The organism is Pseudomonas sp. NPDC090752, assembly GCF_055584805.1.
In genome coordinates this window covers 239,756-259,770 of the sequence record NZ_JBVJLI010000006.1, presented here as the reverse complement: position 1 = coordinate 259,770, position 20,015 = coordinate 239,756, and the positions used below count along the sequence as shown (strand labels likewise).

Annotated in this window: 17 protein-coding genes; 12 read left to right on the top strand and 5 right to left on the bottom strand. The window is 63.4% G+C overall.

The genetic code is table 11. The features are described 5' to 3' along the window. Position 1 precedes the first annotated feature (1 nt). The 7 genes from ACZ6YA_RS11180 to ACZ6YA_RS11150 all read left to right on the top strand — a co-directional run bounded on the left by ACZ6YA_RS11180 (position 2) and on the right by ACZ6YA_RS11150 (position 8,444). Entirely contained in the window at positions 2-1,786 is a 1,785-nt protein-coding gene (locus ACZ6YA_RS11180; RefSeq protein ID WP_465897168.1) for a GMC family oxidoreductase, read from the top strand. Between the two features lie 12 nt (positions 1,787-1,798). Further along, on the top strand, positions 1,799-3,046 hold the full coding sequence (locus tag ACZ6YA_RS11175) for a c-type cytochrome (RefSeq protein WP_465897167.1): 1,248 nt from the start codon (positions 1,799-1,801) through the stop codon (positions 3,044-3,046). A 228-nt stretch (positions 3,047-3,274) separates the two neighbouring features. Beyond that, a complete protein-coding gene (locus tag ACZ6YA_RS11170; protein WP_465897166.1) occupies positions 3,275-4,297 on the top strand; it encodes a LacI family DNA-binding transcriptional regulator in 1,023 nt (340 codons plus the stop codon). 68 nt (positions 4,298-4,365) lie between these two features. After that, positions 4,366-5,145 (top strand): sugar phosphate isomerase/epimerase family protein, encoded by a 780-nt coding sequence (locus tag ACZ6YA_RS11165; RefSeq protein ID WP_465897165.1) that lies wholly within the window; start codon positions 4,366-4,368, stop codon positions 5,143-5,145. Beyond that, entirely contained in the window at positions 5,138-6,088 is a 951-nt protein-coding gene (locus ACZ6YA_RS11160) for a sugar kinase (protein ID WP_465897164.1), read from the top strand. Before ACZ6YA_RS11165 ends, ACZ6YA_RS11160 begins: the two co-directional genes overlap by 8 nt. A gap of 63 nt (positions 6,089-6,151) precedes the next feature. After that, a complete protein-coding gene (locus tag ACZ6YA_RS11155; protein WP_465897163.1) occupies positions 6,152-7,444 on the top strand; it encodes an MFS transporter in 1,293 nt (430 codons plus the stop codon). A gap of 10 nt (positions 7,445-7,454) precedes the next feature. After that, positions 7,455-8,444, top strand: coding sequence for a 2-hydroxyacid dehydrogenase (locus tag ACZ6YA_RS11150; protein ID WP_465897162.1), 990 nt, complete (start codon positions 7,455-7,457; stop codon positions 8,442-8,444). A 131-nt stretch (positions 8,445-8,575) separates the two neighbouring features. Here the strand turns inward: ACZ6YA_RS11150 and ACZ6YA_RS11145 are convergent, their stop codons facing one another. From ACZ6YA_RS11145 to ACZ6YA_RS11135, 3 genes are all read right to left on the bottom strand, one after another. After that, positions 8,576-10,201, bottom strand: coding sequence for a BCCT family transporter (locus ACZ6YA_RS11145; protein ID WP_465897161.1), 1,626 nt, complete (start codon positions 10,199-10,201; stop codon positions 8,576-8,578). Between the two features lie 82 nt (positions 10,202-10,283). Next, the gene (locus ACZ6YA_RS11140; RefSeq protein WP_465897160.1) at positions 10,284-11,408 is read right to left on the bottom strand and encodes an FAD-binding oxidoreductase; all 1,125 of its coding nucleotides are present in this window, start codon (positions 11,406-11,408) and stop codon (positions 10,284-10,286) included. A 4-nt stretch (positions 11,409-11,412) separates the two neighbouring features. After that, the gene (locus ACZ6YA_RS11135) at positions 11,413-12,606 is read right to left on the bottom strand and encodes an aromatic ring-hydroxylating oxygenase subunit alpha (RefSeq protein ID WP_465897159.1); all 1,194 of its coding nucleotides are present in this window, start codon (positions 12,604-12,606) and stop codon (positions 11,413-11,415) included. Between the two features lie 408 nt (positions 12,607-13,014). On the opposite strand from ACZ6YA_RS11135, the gene ACZ6YA_RS11130 reads away from it, so the two are divergent. From ACZ6YA_RS11130 to ACZ6YA_RS11115, 4 genes are read left to right on the top strand one after another with little or no spacing between them, the layout of a single operon-like run. After that, on the top strand, positions 13,015-13,893 hold the full coding sequence (locus ACZ6YA_RS11130; protein ID WP_465897158.1) for a quaternary amine ABC transporter ATP-binding protein: 879 nt from the start codon (positions 13,015-13,017) through the stop codon (positions 13,891-13,893). A 21-nt stretch (positions 13,894-13,914) separates the two neighbouring features. Beyond that, positions 13,915-14,874, top strand: coding sequence for a glycine betaine/L-proline ABC transporter permease ProW (gene proW / locus ACZ6YA_RS11125; protein WP_465897157.1), 960 nt, complete (start codon positions 13,915-13,917; stop codon positions 14,872-14,874). Further along, positions 14,874-15,902, top strand: coding sequence for a glycine betaine/L-proline ABC transporter substrate-binding protein ProX (gene proX, locus ACZ6YA_RS11120; RefSeq protein ID WP_465897156.1), 1,029 nt, complete (start codon positions 14,874-14,876; stop codon positions 15,900-15,902). Before proW ends, proX begins: the two co-directional genes overlap by 1 nt. Before the next feature lie 20 nt (positions 15,903-15,922). Beyond that, positions 15,923-16,957: a GlxA family transcriptional regulator gene (locus tag ACZ6YA_RS11115; RefSeq protein WP_465897155.1), complete on the top strand. Its 1,035-nt coding sequence runs from the start codon at positions 15,923-15,925 to the stop codon at positions 16,955-16,957. A gap of 95 nt (positions 16,958-17,052) precedes the next feature. Here the strand turns inward: ACZ6YA_RS11115 and ACZ6YA_RS11110 are convergent, their stop codons facing one another. Next, on the bottom strand, positions 17,053-18,240 hold the full coding sequence (locus ACZ6YA_RS11110) for an MFS transporter (protein WP_465897154.1): 1,188 nt from the start codon (positions 18,238-18,240) through the stop codon (positions 17,053-17,055). Between the two features lie 101 nt (positions 18,241-18,341). Here ACZ6YA_RS11110 and ACZ6YA_RS11105 point away from each other — a divergent pair, with 101 nt between their 5' ends. Continuing rightward, complete coding sequence (locus ACZ6YA_RS11105) at positions 18,342-19,247, top strand: LysR family transcriptional regulator (protein WP_465897153.1); 906 nt, start codon at positions 18,342-18,344, stop codon at positions 19,245-19,247. Here the strand turns inward: ACZ6YA_RS11105 and ACZ6YA_RS11100 are convergent. Further along, complete coding sequence (locus ACZ6YA_RS11100) at positions 19,237-20,007, bottom strand: substrate-binding domain-containing protein (protein WP_465897152.1); 771 nt, start codon at positions 20,005-20,007, stop codon at positions 19,237-19,239. The two genes, ACZ6YA_RS11105 and ACZ6YA_RS11100, sit on opposite strands and share 11 nt — an antisense overlap. Between the last annotated feature and the right edge of the window lie 8 nt (positions 20,008-20,015).

The window sequence follows — 20,015 nt, the reverse complement described above, 5'->3', positions numbered from 1 at the left end:
CATGGCCAATGCAATGAAGAAGGTCGATGCGGTGATCGTCGGTTTCGGCTGGGCGGGCGCCATCATGGCCAAGGAGCTCACCGAAGCCGGGCTGCAGGTGGTGGCGCTAGAGCGCGGTCCGATGCAGGACACCTACCCCGAAGGCAGCTATCCGCAGGTCATCGATGAACTGACCTACAGCGTGCGCAAAAAGCTGTTTGTCGACGTGTCGAAAGAAACCGTCACTATCCGCCACAATGGCAATGATGTTGCGCTGCCCAATCGCCAGCTCGGCGCGTTCCTGCCCGGCAAGGGCGTCGGCGGCGCGGGGCTGCACTGGTCCGGTGTGCATTTTCGGGTAGACCCCATGGAACTGCGCATGCGCAGCCACTACGAGGAACGCTACGGCAAGCGCTTCATCCCTGAAGACATGACCATCCAGGACTTCGGCGTGAGCTACGAAGAGCTTGAGCCGCATTTCGACTTCGCCGAAAAAGTCTTTGGCACCTCCGGCCAGGCCTGGACCGTCAACGGCAAGGTGGTCGGTGAAGGGAAGGGCGGTAACCCCTACGCGCCGGACCGCTCCAACCCATTCCCGCTGGTGTCGCAGAAGAACGTGGTGTCGGCCAAACTGTTCGAAAAGGCCGCTGCGAGCCTGGGCTACAAACCCTACAACCTGCCGTCGGCGAACACCTCCGGCCCGTATACCAACCCCTACGGCGCGCAGATGGGGCCGTGCAACTTCTGCGGTTTCTGCAGTGGTTACGTGTGCTACATGTACTCCAAGGCCTCGCCCAACGTGAACATCCTGCCGGTGCTGCGCCAGGTGCCGAACTTCGAACTGCGCGCCAACGCCCATGTGCTGCGGGTCAACCTCGACGACAGCAAGCGCAAGGCCACCGGGGTGACCTACATCGATGCCCAGGGGCGCGAAGTCGAGCAGCCAGCGGACATCGTCATCCTCGCCGCCTTCCAGTTCAACAACGTGCGCCTGATGCTGCTGTCTGGCATCGGCAAACCCTACGACCCGATCAAGAATGAAGGCGTGGTGGGGCGCAACTTCGCCTACCAGAACATGGGCACGGTGAAAGCCTTCTTCGACAAGGACACCTACACCAACAACTTCATCGGCGCCGGCGGCAACGGCGTGGCGATCGACGACTTCAACGCCGACAATTTCGATCATGGGCCGCACGGCTTCGTCGGTGGCTCGCCGATGTGGGTCAACCAGGCGGGCAGCCGGCCGATTGCCGGTGTCGCCAACCCGCCCGGCACCCCCGCCTGGGGCAGCGCCTGGAAGAAGGCCACCGCCGACTACTACACCCACCAGGTGTCGATGGACGCCCATGGCGCGCACCAGTCGTACCGCGGCAACTACCTCGACCTTGACCCGACCTACCGCGACGCCTACGGCCAGCCGCTGCTGCGCATGACCTTCGACTGGCAGGAAAACGACATCAAGATGAACCAGTTCATGGTCGAAAAACTCAGCAAGATCGCCCAGGCGATGAACCCCAAGGCCATCGCCGTGCTCGGCAAGAAGGTCAAGGAGCACTTCAACACCGCCAGCTACCAGACCACCCACCTCAACGGCGGCGCGATCATGGGCACCGATCCCAAGACCAGCGCACTGAACCGTTACCTGCAGAGCTGGGACGTGCACAACGTGTTCGTCCCGGGCGCCTCGGCGTTTCCGCAGGGGCTGGGCTATAACCCGACTGGCCTGGTGGCGGCACTGACGTACTGGTCGGCCAGGGCCATCCGTGAGCAGTACCTGAAAAACCCCGGCCCGCTGGTCCAGGCTTGAGGAACGATGAACATGAAGACATTGTTGATCGCGTCCCTGATGTTTGGCGCAAGCCTGGCGGCGCAGGCCGATGAAGCGACCGATGCGTTGGTGAAGCAGGGTGAGTACCTGGCCCGCGCTGGCGACTGCGTGGCCTGCCATACCGCCAAGGGCGGCAAGCCGTTCGCTGGCGGGTTGCCGATGGAAACCCCCATCGGCACCGTGTATTCAACCAACATCACGCCCGACGCCACTGGCATCGGCCACTACAGCTTTGAAGACTTCGATCTGGCGGTGCGCAAAGGCATCGGCAAAGATGGCAGCACGCTGTACCCCGCCATGCCGTACCCCTCCTATGCGCGGGTCAAGGACGACGACATGCGCGCCTTGTACGCCTACTTTATGCAAGGCGTGCAGCCCGTAGCGCAGCCGAACAAGGCCACGGACATTCCTTGGCCGCTGAGCATGCGTTGGCCGCTGGCGATCTGGCGCGGGTTGTTCGCACCGGAAGTGAAAGCTTGGCAAGCACCTGCCGAAACGGACCCTGTGGTGAATCGCGGCGCCTATCTGGTCGAGGGCCTGGGCCACTGCGGCGCATGCCATACCCCACGTGCGCTGACCATGCAGGAACAGGCGCTGAGCCCCGCCGATGGCGCACAGTTCCTGGCCGGCAGTGCGCCGCTGGAAGGCTGGATCGCCAAGAACCTACGGGGTGATCACAAGGATGGCCTGGGCAGCTGGAGCGAAGAACAACTGGTGCAGTTCCTCAAGACCGGGCGCAGTGACCGCAGTGCCGTATTTGGCGGCATGAGCGACGTGGTGGAGCACAGCATGCAGCACCTGAGCGACGCCGACCTGACGGCGATTGCCCGTTACCTGAAGACGCTGCCGCCCAGCAACCCGGACGACCAGCCGCACGTCTACGACCCGCAGGTCGCGCAGGCGTTGTGGAAGGGCGACGACAGCAAGCCGGGCGCGGCGGTGTACATCGACAACTGCGCGGCCTGCCATCGTACCGATGGCCAGGGCTATACCCGAGTGTTCCCGGCCCTTGCCGGTAACCCGGTAGTGCAGACGGCCGATGCCACCTCGCTGATCCACGTGGTGCTGGCGGGCGGCACGGTGCCGGCGACGCATGCGGCGCCGTCGAACTTCACCATGCCGGCGTTCGGCTGGCGCTTGAGTGATCAGGAAGTGGCTGAGGTGGTGAATTTCATTCGCAGCAGTTGGGGAAATGAGGGCAGCGCTGTTTCGGCCAGTGATGTGAAAGGCTTGCGCTGACGGAGGTCACCTCACCCTGTGGGAGCAGGGCTTGCCCGCGAAGAGAACACTGCGGTGAATGGCCAGGGCTTTGCCCTGGTTCGCGGGCAAGCCCGCTCCCACAAGTGGAGGGTGATGGCTGCTAACTGGTAAAATCCCGACGAACGGTAGGTGACGAAAAGCCTTGGTTTTGATGTATTGAAACCGGTTTCAGTCACCGCCGCCGACAATAATCACAAGGGACCCGAAATGACCGACCTGCCAGCCCATCCCCGCGAGCGCGTGACCATCAGCGAGGTGGCGCGTGTCGCCGGCGTGTCCAAGGCCACGGTGTCGCGCTACATCGGCGGCGACCGCAACTTGCTCGCCGAGGCCACCGCCAAGCGGCTGGAAGAAGTCATCGAGCGCCTGGGCTACCGGCCCAACCAGATGGCCCGGGGCTTGAAGCGCGGTCAGACGCGGCTGATCGGCATGCTGGTGGCGGATATCCTCAACCCCTACTCGGTCGCGGTGATGCACGGTGTGGAAACCGCCTGCCGCCAGCACGGCTACAGCCTGGTGGTGTGCAACACCAACCGCGACGACGAGCAGGAGCGCCATCACCTGGAGGCCCTGCAGTCCTACAATGTCGAAGGCCTGATCGTGAATACACTGGGCCGTCACCCGGGCGAGTTGCTCACCCTGCAGCGCGACATGCCCATGGTGCTGGTCGACCGGCAACTGCCGGAGCTCAACGTCGACCTGGTCGGCCTGGACAACGCCGACGCCATCGAACAGGCCCTGGACCACCTGCAAGCTTGTGGCTACCGCGACATCCTGGCGGTCACCGAGCCGCTGGATGGCACCAGTTCGCGGCTTGAACGGGTCCAGGCGTTCACCGCGTCGGTTAGCCGCCGTGCCGGCATGCGCCAGCAACTGCTGGAAATCGACACCCACCTGCAGGCCCGGCTCGGCGCCTTCCTTGACAGCAATGGCCATGGCCCTCGGGCCATCTTCACCTTTAACGGCGTGGCCACACTGGCTGTGACCCGTGTACTCCACGACAGCGGCTGCAAGCTGTTCCAGGACGTGGGCCTGATCGCCCTGGACGAGCTGGACTGGTACCCGCTGGTCGGCAGCGGCATCACTGCGCTGGCCCAGCCCACCGAACGCATCGGCGTCGCCGCCTTCGAGTGCCTGCTCGACCGCCTGCGCGGCGAGAGCGGGGCGCCACGGCGCATCGACTTCAAGGCTGACCTGATCATCCGAGGTTCCACTCACCCACGCGACTAAACCCGCGAGCAGTAATGCTGCTCGTTGCTGCAACTAAAAATGAAACCGGTTTCATAGGGATAAAAACAATGCACGCGAACCCCGTTTCCATCAGCCTCTCCAGCTACGGTGCCAGCCTGGTGCGCCAGCAAGGGCAGGAGAGCTTCCTTGAACTGCTGGCCGCTGCTGGCGTGATGCGTGTCGAACTGCGTGAAGAGCTGTTCGACGAAGCCCCGGACGCTGCCAAGTTGTCTGCGGCAATCAAGGCGTTGGGCCTGGAATGCCTGTATTCCTCGCCACTGGAACTGTGGACGCCCGACGGCCAGCTCGACCCGCGCCTGCCGGCCAAGCTGGCATTGGCACGGGCACTGGGCGCCGTGGCGCTGAAAGTATCCCTGGGGCATTACCACCCCCAACGCGACCTGAGCGCCTTGAAAGCGCTGTTGCATCAGGGCGACCCCGTATTGCTGGTGGAGAATGACCAGACCCCACAAGGCGGGCGAATAGAACCACTGCTGCAATTTTTCCAGTACAGCGAAGCGTTGGGCGTGCAGCTGGGCATGACCTTCGACATCGGCAACTGGCAATGGCAGGGCGAGTCCGCGCTGCAAGCCGCACAGCAGCTCGGTCGTTGGGTGCGTTACGTGCACTGCAAGGCTGTGCAGCGCGAAGCCAGTGGCCGTCTGATCGCCGTTGTGCCTCAGGCAGCCGACCTGGTGGCCTGGGAGGCGTTGTTCGATGCGTTCACCCCGGGCCTGGTACGCGCCGTGGAATATCCCCTCGCCGGCGACGACCTGCTGGCGCTGACCCGCGCCCAGGTGAACAACCTGGCGCGTATTGGCCTGGGCGCGGAGGTGAGCCATGCCTGAACATGACGTGCTGTGTTTTGGCGAAACCATGGCGATGTTCGTTGCCGAGCAGGTCGGCGACTTGGCCAGCGTGGGCGCATTCGCCAAGCGCATTGCCGGCGCCGACAGCAATGTGGCCATCGGCCTGGCCCGCCTGGGTTTTCGGGTGCGCTGGCTGAGCCGGGTGGGCGACGATTCGCTAGGCCGCTTCGTGCTCGACAGCCTGCGCAAAGAGGGGCTCGACTGCAGCCGCGTCGAAGTGGACACCCACTTCCCTACAGGCTTCCAGCTCAAGGGCCGTTGCGACGATGGCAGTGACCCGGTGGTCGAGTATTTTCGTCGCAACTCCGCTGCCAGCCAGCTTTCGCCCACGCAACTCAGCCCAGCGTTACTGCAGGCCCGGCACCTGCACGCCACCGGTATTCCGCTGGCGCTGTCGACCGGCTGCAGGGCGCTGGCCCACGAGCTGGTGGACCACATGCGCGCTGAGGGTAGGAGCATTTCCTTCGACCCCAACCTGCGCCCATCGCTGTGGCCCAGCCAGGCCAGCATGGTGCGTGAAGTGAACGCGCTGGCGCTGAAGGCACACTGGTTGCTGCCCGGCCTTGAAGAGGGTCGCTTGCTGACCGGTCTTGAATCACCGGCGGACATCGCCGCGTACTACCTCGACCGAGGTGTCGAGCAGGTGGTGATCAAGCTGGGGGGCGAGGGCGCCTATTACCGCAACACCCAGTGCGAGGGGCGCGTGGCCCCGGTGCCGGTGGCCAAGGTGGTGGACACCGTCGGCGCCGGCGACGCCTTCGCCGTCGGCGTGGTCAGTGCATTGCTCGAAGGCCGCCCACTGGCCGAGGCAGTGGCGCGTGGCAACTGGTGCGGCAGCCGCGCCGTGCAGTCGCGCGGCGACATGGAAGGGCTGCCGTTACGCAGTGAACTGGAGGCCTACACGCTAGCCAAGAGTGCCTGAAACTTTGATCGCCGGTACGCCGGCCCTGTTGCGACAAAAACAACAAGCTCAGGAGCATACATCATGCAATCGACAAGCCTTGCCCCACGCCGTTGGTGGTACATCATCCCGATCGTGTTCATCACCTACAGCCTCGCCTACCTGGACCGCGCCAACTATGGGTTCGCCGCAGCATCCGGCATGGCCGACGACCTCAAGATCACCCCGGTGCTGTCGTCCCTGCTCGGCGCGCTGTTCTTCCTCGGCTATTTCTTTTTCCAGGTGCCCGGTGCGATCTACGCCGAAAAACGCAGCGTGAAGAAGCTGATTTTCGTCAGCCTCATCCTTTGGGGTGGCCTGGCGACCCTGACCGGGATGATCAGCAATGTCTACCTGCTGATCGGCATCCGTTTTCTGCTGGGCGTGGTCGAGGCGGCGGTGATGCCGGCCATGCTGGTGTACCTGTGCCACTGGTTCACCCGCGCCGAGCGCTCGCGCGCCAATACCTTCCTGATGCTTGGCAACCCGGTGACCATCCTGTGGATGTCGGTGGTGTCGGGCTACTTGATCAAACACTTCGACTGGCGCTGGATGTTCATCATCGAAGGCCTGCCAGCGGTGCTCTGGGCGTTCATCTGGTGGCGCCTGGTGGCGGACCGGCCGGCCCAGGTCGACTGGCTGAGCGAGCATGAAAAGGCCGCGTTGCAGCAGGCCCTGGCCGCTGAGCAGCAAGGCATCAAACCGGTGAAGAACTACCGCGAGGCGTTCCGCTCACCGCAGGTGATCGTGCTGTCGCTGCAGTACTTCTGCTGGAGCATTGGCGTGTACGGCTTCGTGTTGTGGCTGCCGTCGATCCTCAAGCAGGCGGCCAACGTCGATATCGTCGAGGCCGGCTGGCTGGCGTCGGTGCCTTACATGGCCGCGGTGCTGGCGATGGTCGGGGTGTCGTGGGCCTCGGACCGCCTGCAGAAGCGCAAGCGCTTCGTCTGGCCGCCGCTGCTGATCGCCGCGCTGGCTTTCTATGGCTCCTATGCGCTGGGCACCGAGCACTTCTGGGTGTCCTACGCGCTGCTGGTGGTGGCCGGCGCCTGCATGTACGCCCCCTATGGCCCGTTCTTCGCCATCGTGCCGGAGATTCTGCCCAGCAACGTCGCCGGCGGGGCGATGGCGCTGATCAACAGCATGGGCGCGCTGGGCTCGTTCGGTGGCTCGTGGCTGGTCGGCTACCTTAATGGCGCGACCGGTGGCCCGGGCGCCTCGTACCTGTTCATGTCCGGGGCGCTGCTAACTGCAGTGGCCCTCACGGCCGTGCTGAAAACTTCACAGACCTCTGGCCAGGCCAAGCCCCGTGGCCAGGGCCTGGCAATGAGCCAATAGGAAACCAAGCATGAAAAAGCGAATCGTCCTTTACAAGCGCCTGCCCGATGCCTTGCTTGCGCGGTTGCAGCAACAGGTCGAGGTGACCTGGGTGGACACCCGCGCCAGTGACGGCCTGGCGCGGCTGCGCGATGCTTTGCCCGGCGCCCATGGACTGCTGGGCGCCAGCCTGCGGCTGGACAGCAGCCTGCTGGATCTGGCACCTGAACTGGAAGTGGTCTGCAGCGTATCGGTCGGGGTAGACAACTACGACATCGCCGACCTGACCCGCCGTGGCGTGATGCTCACCAACACGCCCGATGTGCTGACCGAAACCACCGCCGACACCGGCTTCGCCTTGATCCTGGCCAGCGCCCGGCGCGTGGTGGAGCTGGCCGGTTGGGTGCGGGACAGCCACTGGCAGGCGAACCTGGGGCCGGCGCATTTTGGCAGCGACGTGCACGGCAAGACGCTGGGCATCGTCGGCATGGGGCGCATTGGCGAGGCCCTGGCGCGGCGTGGCGCGGCCGGTTTTGGCATGCGCGTGCTTTACCACAGTTCGCGGGCCAAGCCGGAAGTGGATGCCCGTTACGATGCCCGTTACTGCAGCCTCGACGCGTTGCTGAGCGAGTCGGATTTCGTCTGTTTGACGGTGCCTTTGAGTGCCAGCACCGAAGGCTTGATCGGGGCGCGAGAATTCAAGCTGATGAAGCCCGAAGCGATTTTGGTCAACATCGCGCGCGGGCGGGTGGTGGATGAGCAGGCGCTGATCGAAGCGCTACGCGAAAAGCGCATTCGCGCTGCCGGGTTGGATGTGTTCGTGCAAGAGCCGTTGCCCGCCGATTCGCCGCTGCTGCAACTCGATAACGTGGTTGCAACGCCGCATATCGGCTCTGCGACCCATGAGACGCGCGAGGCGATGGCGCGGTGTGCGGTGGAGAATCTGCTGAGCGCGCTGGCCGGCCAGCGGCCAGCGAACTTGGTGAATGAGCACACCTGGAAAGCAGACAAGCACGGTTGAATATGCGTGGCCAGCCCCTCTGTGGGAGCGGGCTTGTCCCGCGAACACGGGCGAAGCCCGTGCCATCCTGCGCGGTGCCTGCTTCGCGGGCGGTCCGACGTCTCGGCAAGCCCGCTCCCACAGGTTTTCTGCTAAACCAGCTCTTTGGGCATATGTAGTTGTGTAGCCAGGGCAGGAACCTGCACGCCAGGTACCTGCTCATTGGCCATCAAACTGCGCATCAGGCTATACCCGGTCAGCAACATGTAGATGGCAATCGGCAACCCGACCACAATGCTTGCCATCTGTATCGCCAGCAGCCCCCCGGCGATCACCAGGCTCGCCGCAATCGCTCCCTCCAGCACGCACCACAACACCCGTATCCAGTTGGGCGGGTCGATGCTGCCCAGCGAATTGAGCATGCACAGCACCTGCGTGCCGGCATCGGCGGCGGTGACGAAGTGCACGGCCAGCAGCAGGCAGATGACCACGCTCAGCAGCGCGCCCAAACTCGGCCCGCCCAGGCGGTCGAGCAGAGTGAACATTGCCGTGGTGGTTTCCTTGCGGGTGGCTTCGAGGATGGGACCACCCTGGAACGGGCCTGCGGCGGTTTGTTCGGCCACCGGCTGTTGCTCGTACGCCTTGCGCATCTGCTGTTCATCCTTCAGCGCGGCACCGCCGAACACGGCCATCCACAGGATGGTCACCAAGGTCGGCACTAGCAGCGCGCCAACGATCAGCTCGCGAATGGTCCGCCCGCGGGAAATGCGTGCGATGAACAGGCCCACGAACGGCCCCCAGGTCATCCACCACGGCCAGTAGAAGGCGGTCCAGCTCTTCTGCCAGTCGCCATCGGCCTGGGCGTCGGTCCAGAAGCTCATGCCGATGATGTTCTGCGCGTAGTCGCCGGCAGACTCGAATAGCAGGTTCAGGATGTAGTTGGTCGGGCCGAGCCCCAGTACCACCAGCATCAGCCCGAAGGAAATCCACATGTTCAGGGTGGACAGGCGCTTCATGCCCTTGGACACGCCAGCCACCAGCGAAATCGAGGCAATCACCGTGACCACGGCAATGATCATCAGCTTGAACGACAGGCTGACCGGGGTACCGAACACTTGGTGCATGCCCATATTGATCTGCTCGACCCCCAGCCCCAATGACTGTGAAACACCAAAGGCGGTCACTGCGCCGCCGATGATGTCCACGGTATGGCCGATAGGCCCGTAGATGCGGTTGCCGATGATCGGGTAGAGGATCGAGCGCAGGGCCAGCGGCAGGCCCTCGCGGTAGGCGAAGTAGGCCAGGCCCAGGCCGATCACGGTAAAGATCGCCCACGGGTGCAGGCCCCAGTGCAGCAGGGTGATACGCATGGCCATGGACGCGGCCTGGTCGCTCAGACCCGGCGTGAAAGGGTTGCTGGCGTAGTGCAGCACAGGTTCGGCGACCGACCAGAAGATCAGCCCCACGCCCATGCCGGCGCTGAACAGCATGGCGATCCAGGCGGCGAAGCTGAATTCCGGTTTTTCGTCGGGGCGCCCGAGCTTGAGTGTGCCGTGGCGGCTGAAGGCAATGAAGATCAACACCCCGAGGACGCCGCTGACCAGGGCCAGGTAAAACCATTTGAGGTGATCGAGGATGGCGTCGGAGGCGCCTTTGAACACGCCGGCTGCCTGGTCGCCGTGGGAAGCGCACAGCACCACGAAGGCGACCACAATGGAGAGGGACCCTACTGTCACAATAGGGTTGAGGCCTTTGAAAAGGCCCTGTTTTGCACGCATCGGCTCTATCCTTTTTATTGTTGCAGAGGGCCTCTCGAGCGGCCCTCTTGGCTGCGTTGCTGAGAAATGTACAGCTAGACGTTCAGAGGTCGATCACCAGGTCCGAAGTAGGGCGGCTGCAGCACAGCAGTCGCAGGCCTTTGTCGATTTCGCGCTGGCGGATGCCGCCGTTGTGATGCATCTCCACGCTGCCTTCGAGCACCGCGGTCTTGCAGGTGCCGCAGACGCCCTGGCTGCACGAGGAAGGCACCACGGCGCCGGCTTTCTTGGCGGCGGCCAGTACGGTCTGGTCGGCGCCCATGGTGAAGGTCTTGCCCGAGCGCGCCAGGCGCACGGTGAAGGTGTCGACCGCCTGGCCGGGGATGGCAGGTGCGGGTTCGGGTTGTGCCTCGGCACTGATGTCGAAACTTTCCTGGTGATAACGCGACAGGTCAAAACCGGCGCCGGCCAGCAGCCCTTTGGCCGCATCCATGTAGCCTTTGGGGCCGCAGGTGAACACCGCGCGCTCCATGAAGTCGGGGATGCGCTGTTTCAATTCATCCAGTGACAGGCGGCCAAGCGGGCCGCTCCAGTCCGGCTCGTCGCCGCTGCTTTCGCAGAAGAACAGCGTGCGCAGCCGGGGCATGCTGCGCTCCAGGCGGGCCAGTTCGTCGCGGAAGATGATGTCTTTGGGCGTGCGTGCGCTATGCACGAAGACGATGTCGAGGTCGGCGTGCAGGTCAGCGGCAGCGCGGGTCATGGCCATCAGCGGGGTGATGCCGGAGCCGGCTGACAGGTACAGCAGCTTGCGCGCGGGCCCGGCGACCGGGGTGAACACGCCCGCCGGGCCCGAAGCGGCCAAGGCACTGCCGGCGCGCAGGTTATCGTGCAGCCAGTTGGAAACGCTGCCGCCCGGAACCCGCTTGACCGTGATCGAGAAGGTGAAGGGGCGGGTCGGTGTCGACGACAGGGTATAGCAGCGCGACACGCTGGCGCCGTCGATCACCGGCGAGACGGTGAGGAACTGCCCGGGCTCATAGGCCAGGGCGTGGTAGTCCGGGCTGTGGAAGGTGAAGGTCTTCACGTCATGGGTTTCATCCACCACGTTCAGGCACTCGATGCGCCGGCTTTCGCCGCTGGCCCACTGGGCGCCGTGGGCGGCCCAGTGGTCGCTGTCGGTAAAGCGCTGGTCGGCGCGCAAGCTGGCGATATTCTCGAACACAGTCATGGCCTCACACTCCGTGGGCGGCGAGGCGCGAGGTGTACCAGCGGGCGAACTGGTCCACGTACGGCTCGGTGAAGGTGGAGTACGGGCCCGGCTGGAAGGCCGGGTCCTGGGTGCCGCTGTGGGTGATGGCGACCAGGGCGGCGTCCTGCTGGGTGGTGGCGACCCACACTTCGGTCAGTTTCTGCAGGTCATAGTCGACGCCTTCGACAGCATCGCGGTGTACCAGCCATTTAGTGCGCACCAGGGTGCGCTCCGGCGACAGCGGGATGATCCAGCTGATCATCGCGTGGTCGCTCATCACATGCGTCCACGCGTTGTTGCCCCACAGGTGGGTGTCGCCCAGGTCGCGGCGGGTGAGGTTGCCGAGCAGCTTGGTGCAGGCCACCTTGGTGTCGAGGGTCTGCGACTCGCCGCTGCCGGCGATGATCATGCGCTGGGTGCGGAACTGCGTGGGCGCATCGTCATGCAGGTGCTCCACGGTTTCATAGAGCAGGCCGGACTGCTGCCAGTCCGCTTCGATGCCGGCCTTGCGCACCTGGTAGGCGTCATAGGAGGCACGGGCGTCTTCGCTCATTTCTTCCAGGCTGACGCCCAGGTCTTCGGACTGGTACGAGACAATCAGCTCCGGGTGGGTACCGGCGCAGTGGTAGCACTCGCGGTTGTTCTCCATCACCAGTTTCCAGTTGCCTTCCTCGATGTAGTCGAGTTCGTAGGCGATGCGGGTGTTGGTCAGGTCGAAGGGCGCGAAGCGTGGGCCCATGACTTCCTCGAGATCCTTGATGTCGTCCGGCGGGGTGTCGGCCAGGCAAACCAGCACATGGGTGCCGATGACCTTGCAGTGCACGGGGATCAGGCTGCGGCACTTGGGGTCGAAGCCCTTGCCCATGTGGCTGGCATGCTTGAGGCTGCCGTCCAGGTCGTAGGTCCATTGGTGGTAGGGGCACACCAGCATGCCGACAGTGGACTTGCCTGCGGGTTTCAAGCGCGCGCCGCGGTGGCGGCAGACGTTGCGGTAGGCGCGGATCTGCTCGTCATCGTCGCGCAGGATCAGCACCGACGCCTTGCCGATATCCACGGTGTAGACATCGCCCGGCTCGTCCACATCGGCGGTGACCGCCACCTGGATCCAGTGCCGATTGAAGAAGATATCCATGTCGTTTTCGAAGATATCCTGGCGGCTGTACAACGCGCCATTCATGCCAAATCCGGGTTGGCGTGATTCAATAAGTTGGCGATGGGATAGTAGCGTCGGGCTGTTCATCGTTGTCCTCAGGCACTCTTGTTTTTAATGGACCCTTACAGGTATGGGCCGATTATCAAAGTGCTCATCTAGAGCGTCAACGCGCTTATTTTTCCTCTTCGTATTACTTCAGGTTATGCGAGTTTTTTCCCTATGAATGCTGGCTCTGGCGCTGCGTAATGCGCGTTTCATAATACAAATTGACTCGGATATACAATGCGCCTGGCTGAACCCGGGATACAGTTTTAAAAAACCTCGCGACTTACCTCGCCTGCTGTTGCAGGCCGCCTGCCAATCAAAACTTCGTAGCGTGCTAACAATGCGAAGCCACTGTTAATTGGTCATAAATATAATAATGAGGGTCGTATGTATCAGGGCGATGAAATCATTTGCGTAAAAAACATCTTCAAAGTGTTCGGGGCCAACCCGGACATGGCCATGGAGATGCTTCACAAGGGTGCCGACAAGCACGAAATCTTCAGCAAGACCGGCCACGTCGTCGGTGTGTTCGATGCAAGCTTTTCCGTCAAGCGTGGCGAGATCTTCGTCATCATGGGCCTGTCCGGTTCGGGCAAGTCGACCATGGTGCGGCTGTTCAATCGCCTGATCGAACCCACCTCCGGCAGCATCCACCTCAACGGCCGTGAAATCACCGGCCTCTCCGATAAAGACCTGCTCGACGTGCGCCGCAAGGACATGGGCATGGTGTTCCAGTCCTTCGCGCTGATGCCGCACATGAGCGTGCTGCAGAACACCGCGTTTGGCCTGGAGATTGCCGGCGTGTCGGAAGCCGAGCGCCACAGCCGTGCCCGCGAAGCACTGGCCCAGGTCGGCCTGGCCGGCCACGAGCACAGCTACCCGCATCAGCTGTCCGGGGGCATGCAGCAGCGAGTAGGCCTGGCCCGGGCGCTGGCCAACGACCCAACGATTCTATTGATGGACGAAGCCTTCTCGGCCCTCGACCCGCTGATCCGCAGCGAAATGCAGGGCGAGTTGATGCGCCTGCAGCAGGAGCAGCAACGCACCATCATCTTCATTTCCCACGACATCGAGGAAGCCATCCGCATCGGCCACCGCATCGCGATCATGGAGGGCGGCCGGGTGGTGCAGATCGGCACGCCGCAGGAGCTGATCAACCAGCCGGCCAACGACTACGTGCGCGCGTTCTTCAAGACCTTCAACAGCCGCTGCCAGTGCTCCAGCCTGGCGATGAACGCGCCCTTGGCGTCTTTGAGCCGCCACTGAACCCACGCGAGGTTTGCCCCCATGTCCGAATTCAGCCTTCTCGACCCGTTCCAGGCGGCCGCCATCCCCCTGGGCGACTGGGTCACCGCAACGCTCAATTTCCTGGTGCACAACTTCCGCGAGGTGTTCCGCGCCATCCGCTGGCCGATCGACCAGGTACTCAACGGCATCGAATTCACCCTGCAGAGCATTCCTCCGACCATTGGCATCCTGCTGTCGTCGTTGCTCGGTTGGCAGTTGGCGGGCAAGCGCATGGCGCTGCTGTGCTTCGTCACGCTGACCTTGCTCGGGCTGATTGGGGTGTGGTCGGAGTCGATGACCACCTTGGCGCTGGTGCTCACCTCGGTGTTCTTCTGCGCGGTCATCGGCATCCCGCTGGGCATCGTCTGCGCCCGCAGCAACCGCCTGGAAAGCATCATCCGGCCGATCCTCGATGCCATGCAGACGCTGCCGGCATTCGTCTACCTGGTGCCGGTGGTGATGTTGTTCGGCATCGGCAACGTGCCGGGTGTGCTGGTGACCATCGTCTTCGCCTTGCCGCCGCTGGTGCGCCTGACCAACCTGGGCATCCGCCAGGTGCCGGAAGACAAGATCGAAGCCGCCCGTGCCTTCGGCTGCACGCCCCGGCAGATGCTGACCCGGGTGCAACTGCCGCTGGCCACCTCGACGATCATGGCCGGCCTTAACCAGACGCTGATGCTGTCGCTGTCGATGGTGGTGATCGCCTCAATGATCTCGGTGGGTGGCCTGGGCCAGATGGTGCTGCGCGGCATCGGCCGGCTGGACATGGGCCTGGCCACCGTCGGTGGCGTCGGGCTGGTGCTGCTGGCGATCTTCCTCGACCGCCTGACCCAGGCCATGGGTGCACGCAGCAGCGCCGACCCGAGCCTGCGCTGGTACCACACCGGCCCCGTTGGCGCAGTGCTGCGCCTGTCACTTTTCCGTATGCCGAAACAACAACCAGAAAAAGGTACGCGATGATGACCCCGTTCAACTTCACCCGCCGTCTTCTGCACACCACCTGCGCCCTGGCCCTTGGCCTTGCCTGCCTGCACGCCAGCGCTTCGGCCGACAAGCCGGGCGAGGGGATAAAGATCACCCCGGCATTCCCCACGGTCGATGAAGAGCGCTTCCGCGGCGAAGTGGCCCTGGAGGGCCTGCGCGAGCTGGGCTACAACGTGCAGAAAGCCAAGGAAACCGAATACGCCACGATGATCCTGGCGGTTGGCTACGGCGATGCCGACTTCAGCGTCAACCTGTGGGACAAGCTGCACGCCAGCTTCTACGAGAAGGCTGGCGGCGACCAGAACATGGTCAAGGTCGGCGACATCCTCCCCGGTGTGCTGCAGGGCTACCTGATCGACAAGAAGACCGCCGAGCAGTATCACATCAAGTACCTCACCGACCTGAACAAACCGGAGATTGCCAAGCTGTTCGACACCGACGGTGACGGCAAGGCCGACATGACCGGCTGCAACCCTGGTTGGGGCTGTGAGCTGGTGATTGCCCATCAAATGAAAGCCTACGGGCTGGAAGACCGAATCCACGTCAACCAGGGCTCGTACTTCGCGCTGATGGCCGACACCATCACCCGCTTCAAGGAAGGCAAGCCGGTGCTCTATTACACCTGGATGCCGCAGTGGGTGGCCGGGGTGATGGTCGAAGGGCGCGATGTGGTCTGGCTGGAAGTGCCGAAAACCGATCTGCCGGGCGGCGACAACACCGTCGACACGCTGTACCAAGGCAAGAACCTGGGCTTCGCGATCGACAAGATCGAGGCGGTGATCAACCGCGAGTTCGCCGAGGAAAACCCGGCGGCCGTGAAATTCCTCTCGCTGATGCAGATCCCTGCTGCAGACGAGAGCGCGCAGAACCTGAAGATGCAGAACGGCGAAAAGTCCTTTGCCGATATCCAGCGCCACAGCCAGGAATGGATCGCCGCGCATCGCCAGGCCTTCGACAGTTGGCTGCAGGCCGCGCGTGCTGCAGCGATGCAAGCCAGCAAGTAAACCCATCACAGAGCACAGCCATGACCCAGCCAGCCGCCAGCCACCTCAGAAACAGGAATTTCGCTCACTTGGCGCCGGATCAGCGGCTGGCCACCGGCGATGCATTGCGCCGGGTCGGGTTCGTGTTGTTGGAACACTTCTCGATGATGACGTTGACCACGGCCATGGACACCCTGGCCGCTGCCAATCAGGTCAGCGCCAAGCCGCTTTTCACCTTTGAGATGGTCGGCGACAGCGCGCAGGTCAGGAGTGATTCAGGTATTGTCCTTTCGGTCGATCAGACCCTCGCGGAGCTTGACGCGCGCAGCCTGGATTTTCTGTTCGTCTGCGGTGGCTTCAGGGTGCCGCTGAAACGCAACCCGCGCCTGCGCCGCAAGCTGCACGAAGCAGACAGCCATGGATGCCTTCTGGGTGGCTTGTGGAACGGCGCCTACTTCATCGCCGAAGCGGGGTTGCTCGATGAGCATGACTGCGCCTTCCATATGGAAGGCCGGGCGATGATGAGTGAGTTGTTTCCTGGGGTGCGGGTCAGCCGCGCAGGCCATGTGCTGGACCGTCGGCGCCTGAGTTGCGCAGGCGCCTCCAGTGCGCTGGACATGATGCTCGAACTGCTCGCCGGGCGTTACGGTAAAAGCCTGTTGGTCGGTGTGGAGCAGATCGTCGCGGCCGACAAACCTGCGCCGGCAGTGCCGAAGGTGGTGCCGCCGTTCAGAGTGGGATTGCCGCAGAACCTCAACGAAGCGATCGAGCTAATGAGCAGCAACATCGAGGAGCCAATCGCCATCGACGAGATCGCACGGCATGTGAAGTTATCCCGACGCCAGCTTGAACGCGCGTTCCGCCAGCATGTGCAGTCGACCCCGCTGACGTTCTACCTCGAACTGCGCTTGGGGCATGCCCGGCAATTGCTGCAGCACACCGACAAGCCGATGTCGGAGATTGCCATTGCCAGCGGCTTTACCAGCTTTTCCTATTTCTATCGACGCTTTCACAGCTTTTTCGCCATGCCACCGCGCAAGTACCGGGCGATGAGCCGGGGCTGGGCGGTGCATTGAAATAAACCTCTCAGAGCGGCTTCAGCCGCGAAGCTAGCGACGCGGTGGATGGCACCGGCTTTGCCGCTGTTCGCGGCTGAAGCCGCTCCTACAGCCTAGCGACCGCCCTTCATGCGGCGTGCCACCAGGTAGATACCCAGCCCGACCAGCGCCGTGGCGGCGCCGATGTAGCCAGTGCTGGTCCAGCCCAGCCCGGCACTGATGGCCATGCCGCCAAGCCACGGGCCCAAAGCATTGGCCAGGTTGAAGGCGGCGTGGTTCGACGCTGCAGCCAGGCTCGGCGCCTCGTGGGCGATGTCCATCAGGCGGATCTGCAACGGCGCGGCCAGGGCGATCATGGTGCCGACCAGGCCAACGCCCAGCAGGATCGTCCACAGTGAATGGGCCGCGAAGGTGAAGAACAACAAGACTGCGGTCGACCACAGCAGCACGACGCCCACGGCGCGGAACTGCAGGCGGTCGAACAGCTTGCCGCCGGCAATGTTGCCGATGATGCCGCCGGCACCGAATGCGGCCAGGCCAAACGGAATCCACTCCGGCGACACCTGGGTCACCTGCAGCATGGTCGGTGCCAGGTAGCTGAACACGCAGAACATGCCGGCAAAACCGATCGAAGCAATGGCCAGCGCCATCCATACCTGGGGCAGGGTGAAGGCTTGCAGCTCCTTGCGCGGGTCGCTGCGCGGCTCATCGTGCGGCTGGGGCACATAGCGCCAGACCAGGGCAATGGTGCACAAGGCAATCGCCCCTACCAGGATGAAAGCCGAGCGCCAGCCGAACAACTGGCCGAGCAAGGTCGCCACCGGGTTGCCCAGCAGCATGGCCAGGGTCAGGCCCATCATCACCCTGGCCACGGCCCCGGCACGCTGATCGGTTGGCACCATGCTCGACGCCACCACGGCGGCGATGCCGAAAAACGCCCCGTGGGGCAGGCCGCTGATGAAGCGGAAGGCGACCATGCTGGCGAAAGACGGGGCGAACGCGGTGGCCAGGTTGCCAATGGCGTACAGCGCCATCAACAGCAACAGCATGTGCTTGCGCAGCAGCTTGGCACCAAGGATCGCCAGCGCCGGCGCACCGACCACCACGCCCAGCGCATAGGCACTGATGGCATGACCGACCTGGGGTTCGCTCAAATGCAGGTTGCTGGCGATGTCCGGCATCAGCCCCATGATGGAAAATTCGCCGGTGCCGATGGCAAAACTGCCTAAGGCCATGGCGGCTTCCATTCTGCCGATTTCGCCTTTGGAGCGGGTGAGCGGCGGTAATTCCTGAACAGACATCTGAATCCTTAACTGAAACGTGGGTTGCTCGTTACATTTTGCATTAATTACCTGAACTCATAAAATACCCGTATCAATCTGCCGGTACCCGAGTGCGCGCCATGGCCATCAATTTCGACCTCAATGACTTGCAAGCCTTTCGTGCAGTGGTCGACCAAGGCAGTTTCAGCAAGGCCGCAGAAGCGGTCCGGATCTCCCAGCCAGCACTGAGCCGGCGCATCGAAAAGCTTGAAGATGCGCTGGGCGTACGGCTGTTCGAGCGCACCACGCGCAAGGTCAGCCTGACCCAGGCCGGGCGGGGTTTCATGCCCAACGTCGAGCGCTTGCTGGACGATCTGGACAATGCCTTGCTGGGCATCAGCGAAGTCGCCTCGACCCGGCTTGGACAGGTGACGGTCGCCTGCGTACCCTCGGCGGCGTATTACTTCATGCCGCGGGTGATTGCCCATTACCACCAGCAGTATCCGCGCATCAAGGTCAAAGTCCTGGACTCCAGCGCCCACGATGTACTCAGTGCCGTAGTCGAAGGCGAGGCGGATTTTGGCCTGAGCTTCATGGGCACATTGGAGGCTGACGTGGAGTTCGAGCCGCTGGTGCAGGAGAGTTATGTGGTGGCGTGCCGGCGCGATCATCCGCTGGCGGGGCGCAGTAGCGTCAGTTGGGAAGAGTTCTACCAGCAGGACTACATCTCGCTGGGCAAGACATCGGGCAACCGCTTCCTGCTCGACCAGGCACTCAGTGGCATCGTGCCACAGCGCCAGAGCATCTGCGAAACCCGCCACGTGACCACCATGATCGGCCTGGTCGAAGCGGGCCTGGGGGTGGCCGCAGTGCCGTTGATGGCGATGCCGGCGGCGGATCATCCGATCCTTACGCGGGTGCCGTTGACCGACCCTGAGGTGATGCGCAGTGTCGGCTTGATCAAGCGCCGGGGTCGCACGCTGACCCCGGCGGCGTTGGCGCTGGAGCGCCTGGTGGTGCAGATGAAGGCCGACGTCAGCGCCTGACCGAATCCAGCCCGGTGGCTTGTACATCCTGCTGCGCGCCTGGTGCCGCCAGGTAGTCGAGCAATGCCTTGGCCTGGCGCGGGTGCTGGGCATTGACCGGGATGCCAGCGGCAAAGCGGGTCACCGACTGTACCGCTTCGGGCAGCTTGCCGACAAAACTCACGCCCGGCACCGGCAACAACTCGCTGACCTGTTGCAAGCCCAGCTGGTAGTCACCTTTGGCAATCACCGAAGCGACCGGAATTTTCGGCACCATAGTGGCCTTGGGCTTGAGCTGATCTTCGATGCCCAGCCGCTTGAACAACTGGTTTTCAACATATACGCCGCTGGCACTGTCCGAATAGGCCACCGAATTGGCGGCCAGCAGGGTCTGCTTGAGTGCCGCCACCGAGCCGATATCCGGCTTCGGCGCGCCAGCCCGCACCACCAGGCCGATCCGCGAATCGGCCAGCTCCACCCGTGAAGCCGGGTCGACCTTGCCCTGCTTGATCAACTCATCGAGCGCGTAGCCCACCATGATCACCACGTCGGCCTGTTCACCGCGGGCCAAGCGATTGGGGATGGCTTCGGGCGCCTTGCCCATCGAGGGGCCGAGGGTCGTATCCAGAGTGTTGCCGCTGGCAGCGGCGAATTTCGGGCCGAGCAGCTGGTAGGCGGCGGTGAAGCCGCCGGAGGTCATCACCTTGATTTGTTCAGCCTGGGCGACAGTGGCCAGGCCAGCACTGGCCAGCAGGGCAATGCTTTGCAGTAGTTTGCGCATGTTCATGT

Coding starts and splice junctions, on each gene's coding strand:
- proX (WP_465897156.1), top strand. CDS start 14,874: ATGACCCCGTTCAACTTCACCCGCCGTCTTCTGCACACCACCTGCGCC.
- proW (WP_465897157.1), top strand. CDS start 13,915: ATGTCCGAATTCAGCCTTCTCGACCCGTTCCAGGCGGCCGCCATCCCC.
- ACZ6YA_RS11110 (WP_465897154.1), bottom strand. CDS start 18,240: ATGTCTGTTCAGGAATTACCGCCGCTCACCCGCTCCAAAGGCGAAATC.
- ACZ6YA_RS11115 (WP_465897155.1), top strand. CDS start 15,923: ATGACCCAGCCAGCCGCCAGCCACCTCAGAAACAGGAATTTCGCTCAC.
- ACZ6YA_RS11180 (WP_465897168.1), top strand. CDS start 2: ATGGCCAATGCAATGAAGAAGGTCGATGCGGTGATCGTCGGTTTCGGC.
- ACZ6YA_RS11105 (WP_465897153.1), top strand. CDS start 18,342: ATGGCCATCAATTTCGACCTCAATGACTTGCAAGCCTTTCGTGCAGTG.
- ACZ6YA_RS11145 (WP_465897161.1), bottom strand. CDS start 10,201: ATGCGTGCAAAACAGGGCCTTTTCAAAGGCCTCAACCCTATTGTGACA.
- ACZ6YA_RS11175 (WP_465897167.1), top strand. CDS start 1,799: ATGAAGACATTGTTGATCGCGTCCCTGATGTTTGGCGCAAGCCTGGCG.
- ACZ6YA_RS11150 (WP_465897162.1), top strand. CDS start 7,455: ATGAAAAAGCGAATCGTCCTTTACAAGCGCCTGCCCGATGCCTTGCTT.
- ACZ6YA_RS11165 (WP_465897165.1), top strand. CDS start 4,366: ATGCACGCGAACCCCGTTTCCATCAGCCTCTCCAGCTACGGTGCCAGC.
- ACZ6YA_RS11100 (WP_465897152.1), bottom strand. CDS start 20,007: ATGCGCAAACTACTGCAAAGCATTGCCCTGCTGGCCAGTGCTGGCCTG.
- ACZ6YA_RS11170 (WP_465897166.1), top strand. CDS start 3,275: ATGACCGACCTGCCAGCCCATCCCCGCGAGCGCGTGACCATCAGCGAG.
- ACZ6YA_RS11140 (WP_465897160.1), bottom strand. CDS start 11,408: ATGACTGTGTTCGAGAATATCGCCAGCTTGCGCGCCGACCAGCGCTTT.
- ACZ6YA_RS11135 (WP_465897159.1), bottom strand. CDS start 12,606: ATGAATGGCGCGTTGTACAGCCGCCAGGATATCTTCGAAAACGACATG.
- ACZ6YA_RS11160 (WP_465897164.1), top strand. CDS start 5,138: ATGCCTGAACATGACGTGCTGTGTTTTGGCGAAACCATGGCGATGTTC.
- ACZ6YA_RS11130 (WP_465897158.1), top strand. CDS start 13,015: ATGTATCAGGGCGATGAAATCATTTGCGTAAAAAACATCTTCAAAGTG.
- ACZ6YA_RS11155 (WP_465897163.1), top strand. CDS start 6,152: ATGCAATCGACAAGCCTTGCCCCACGCCGTTGGTGGTACATCATCCCG.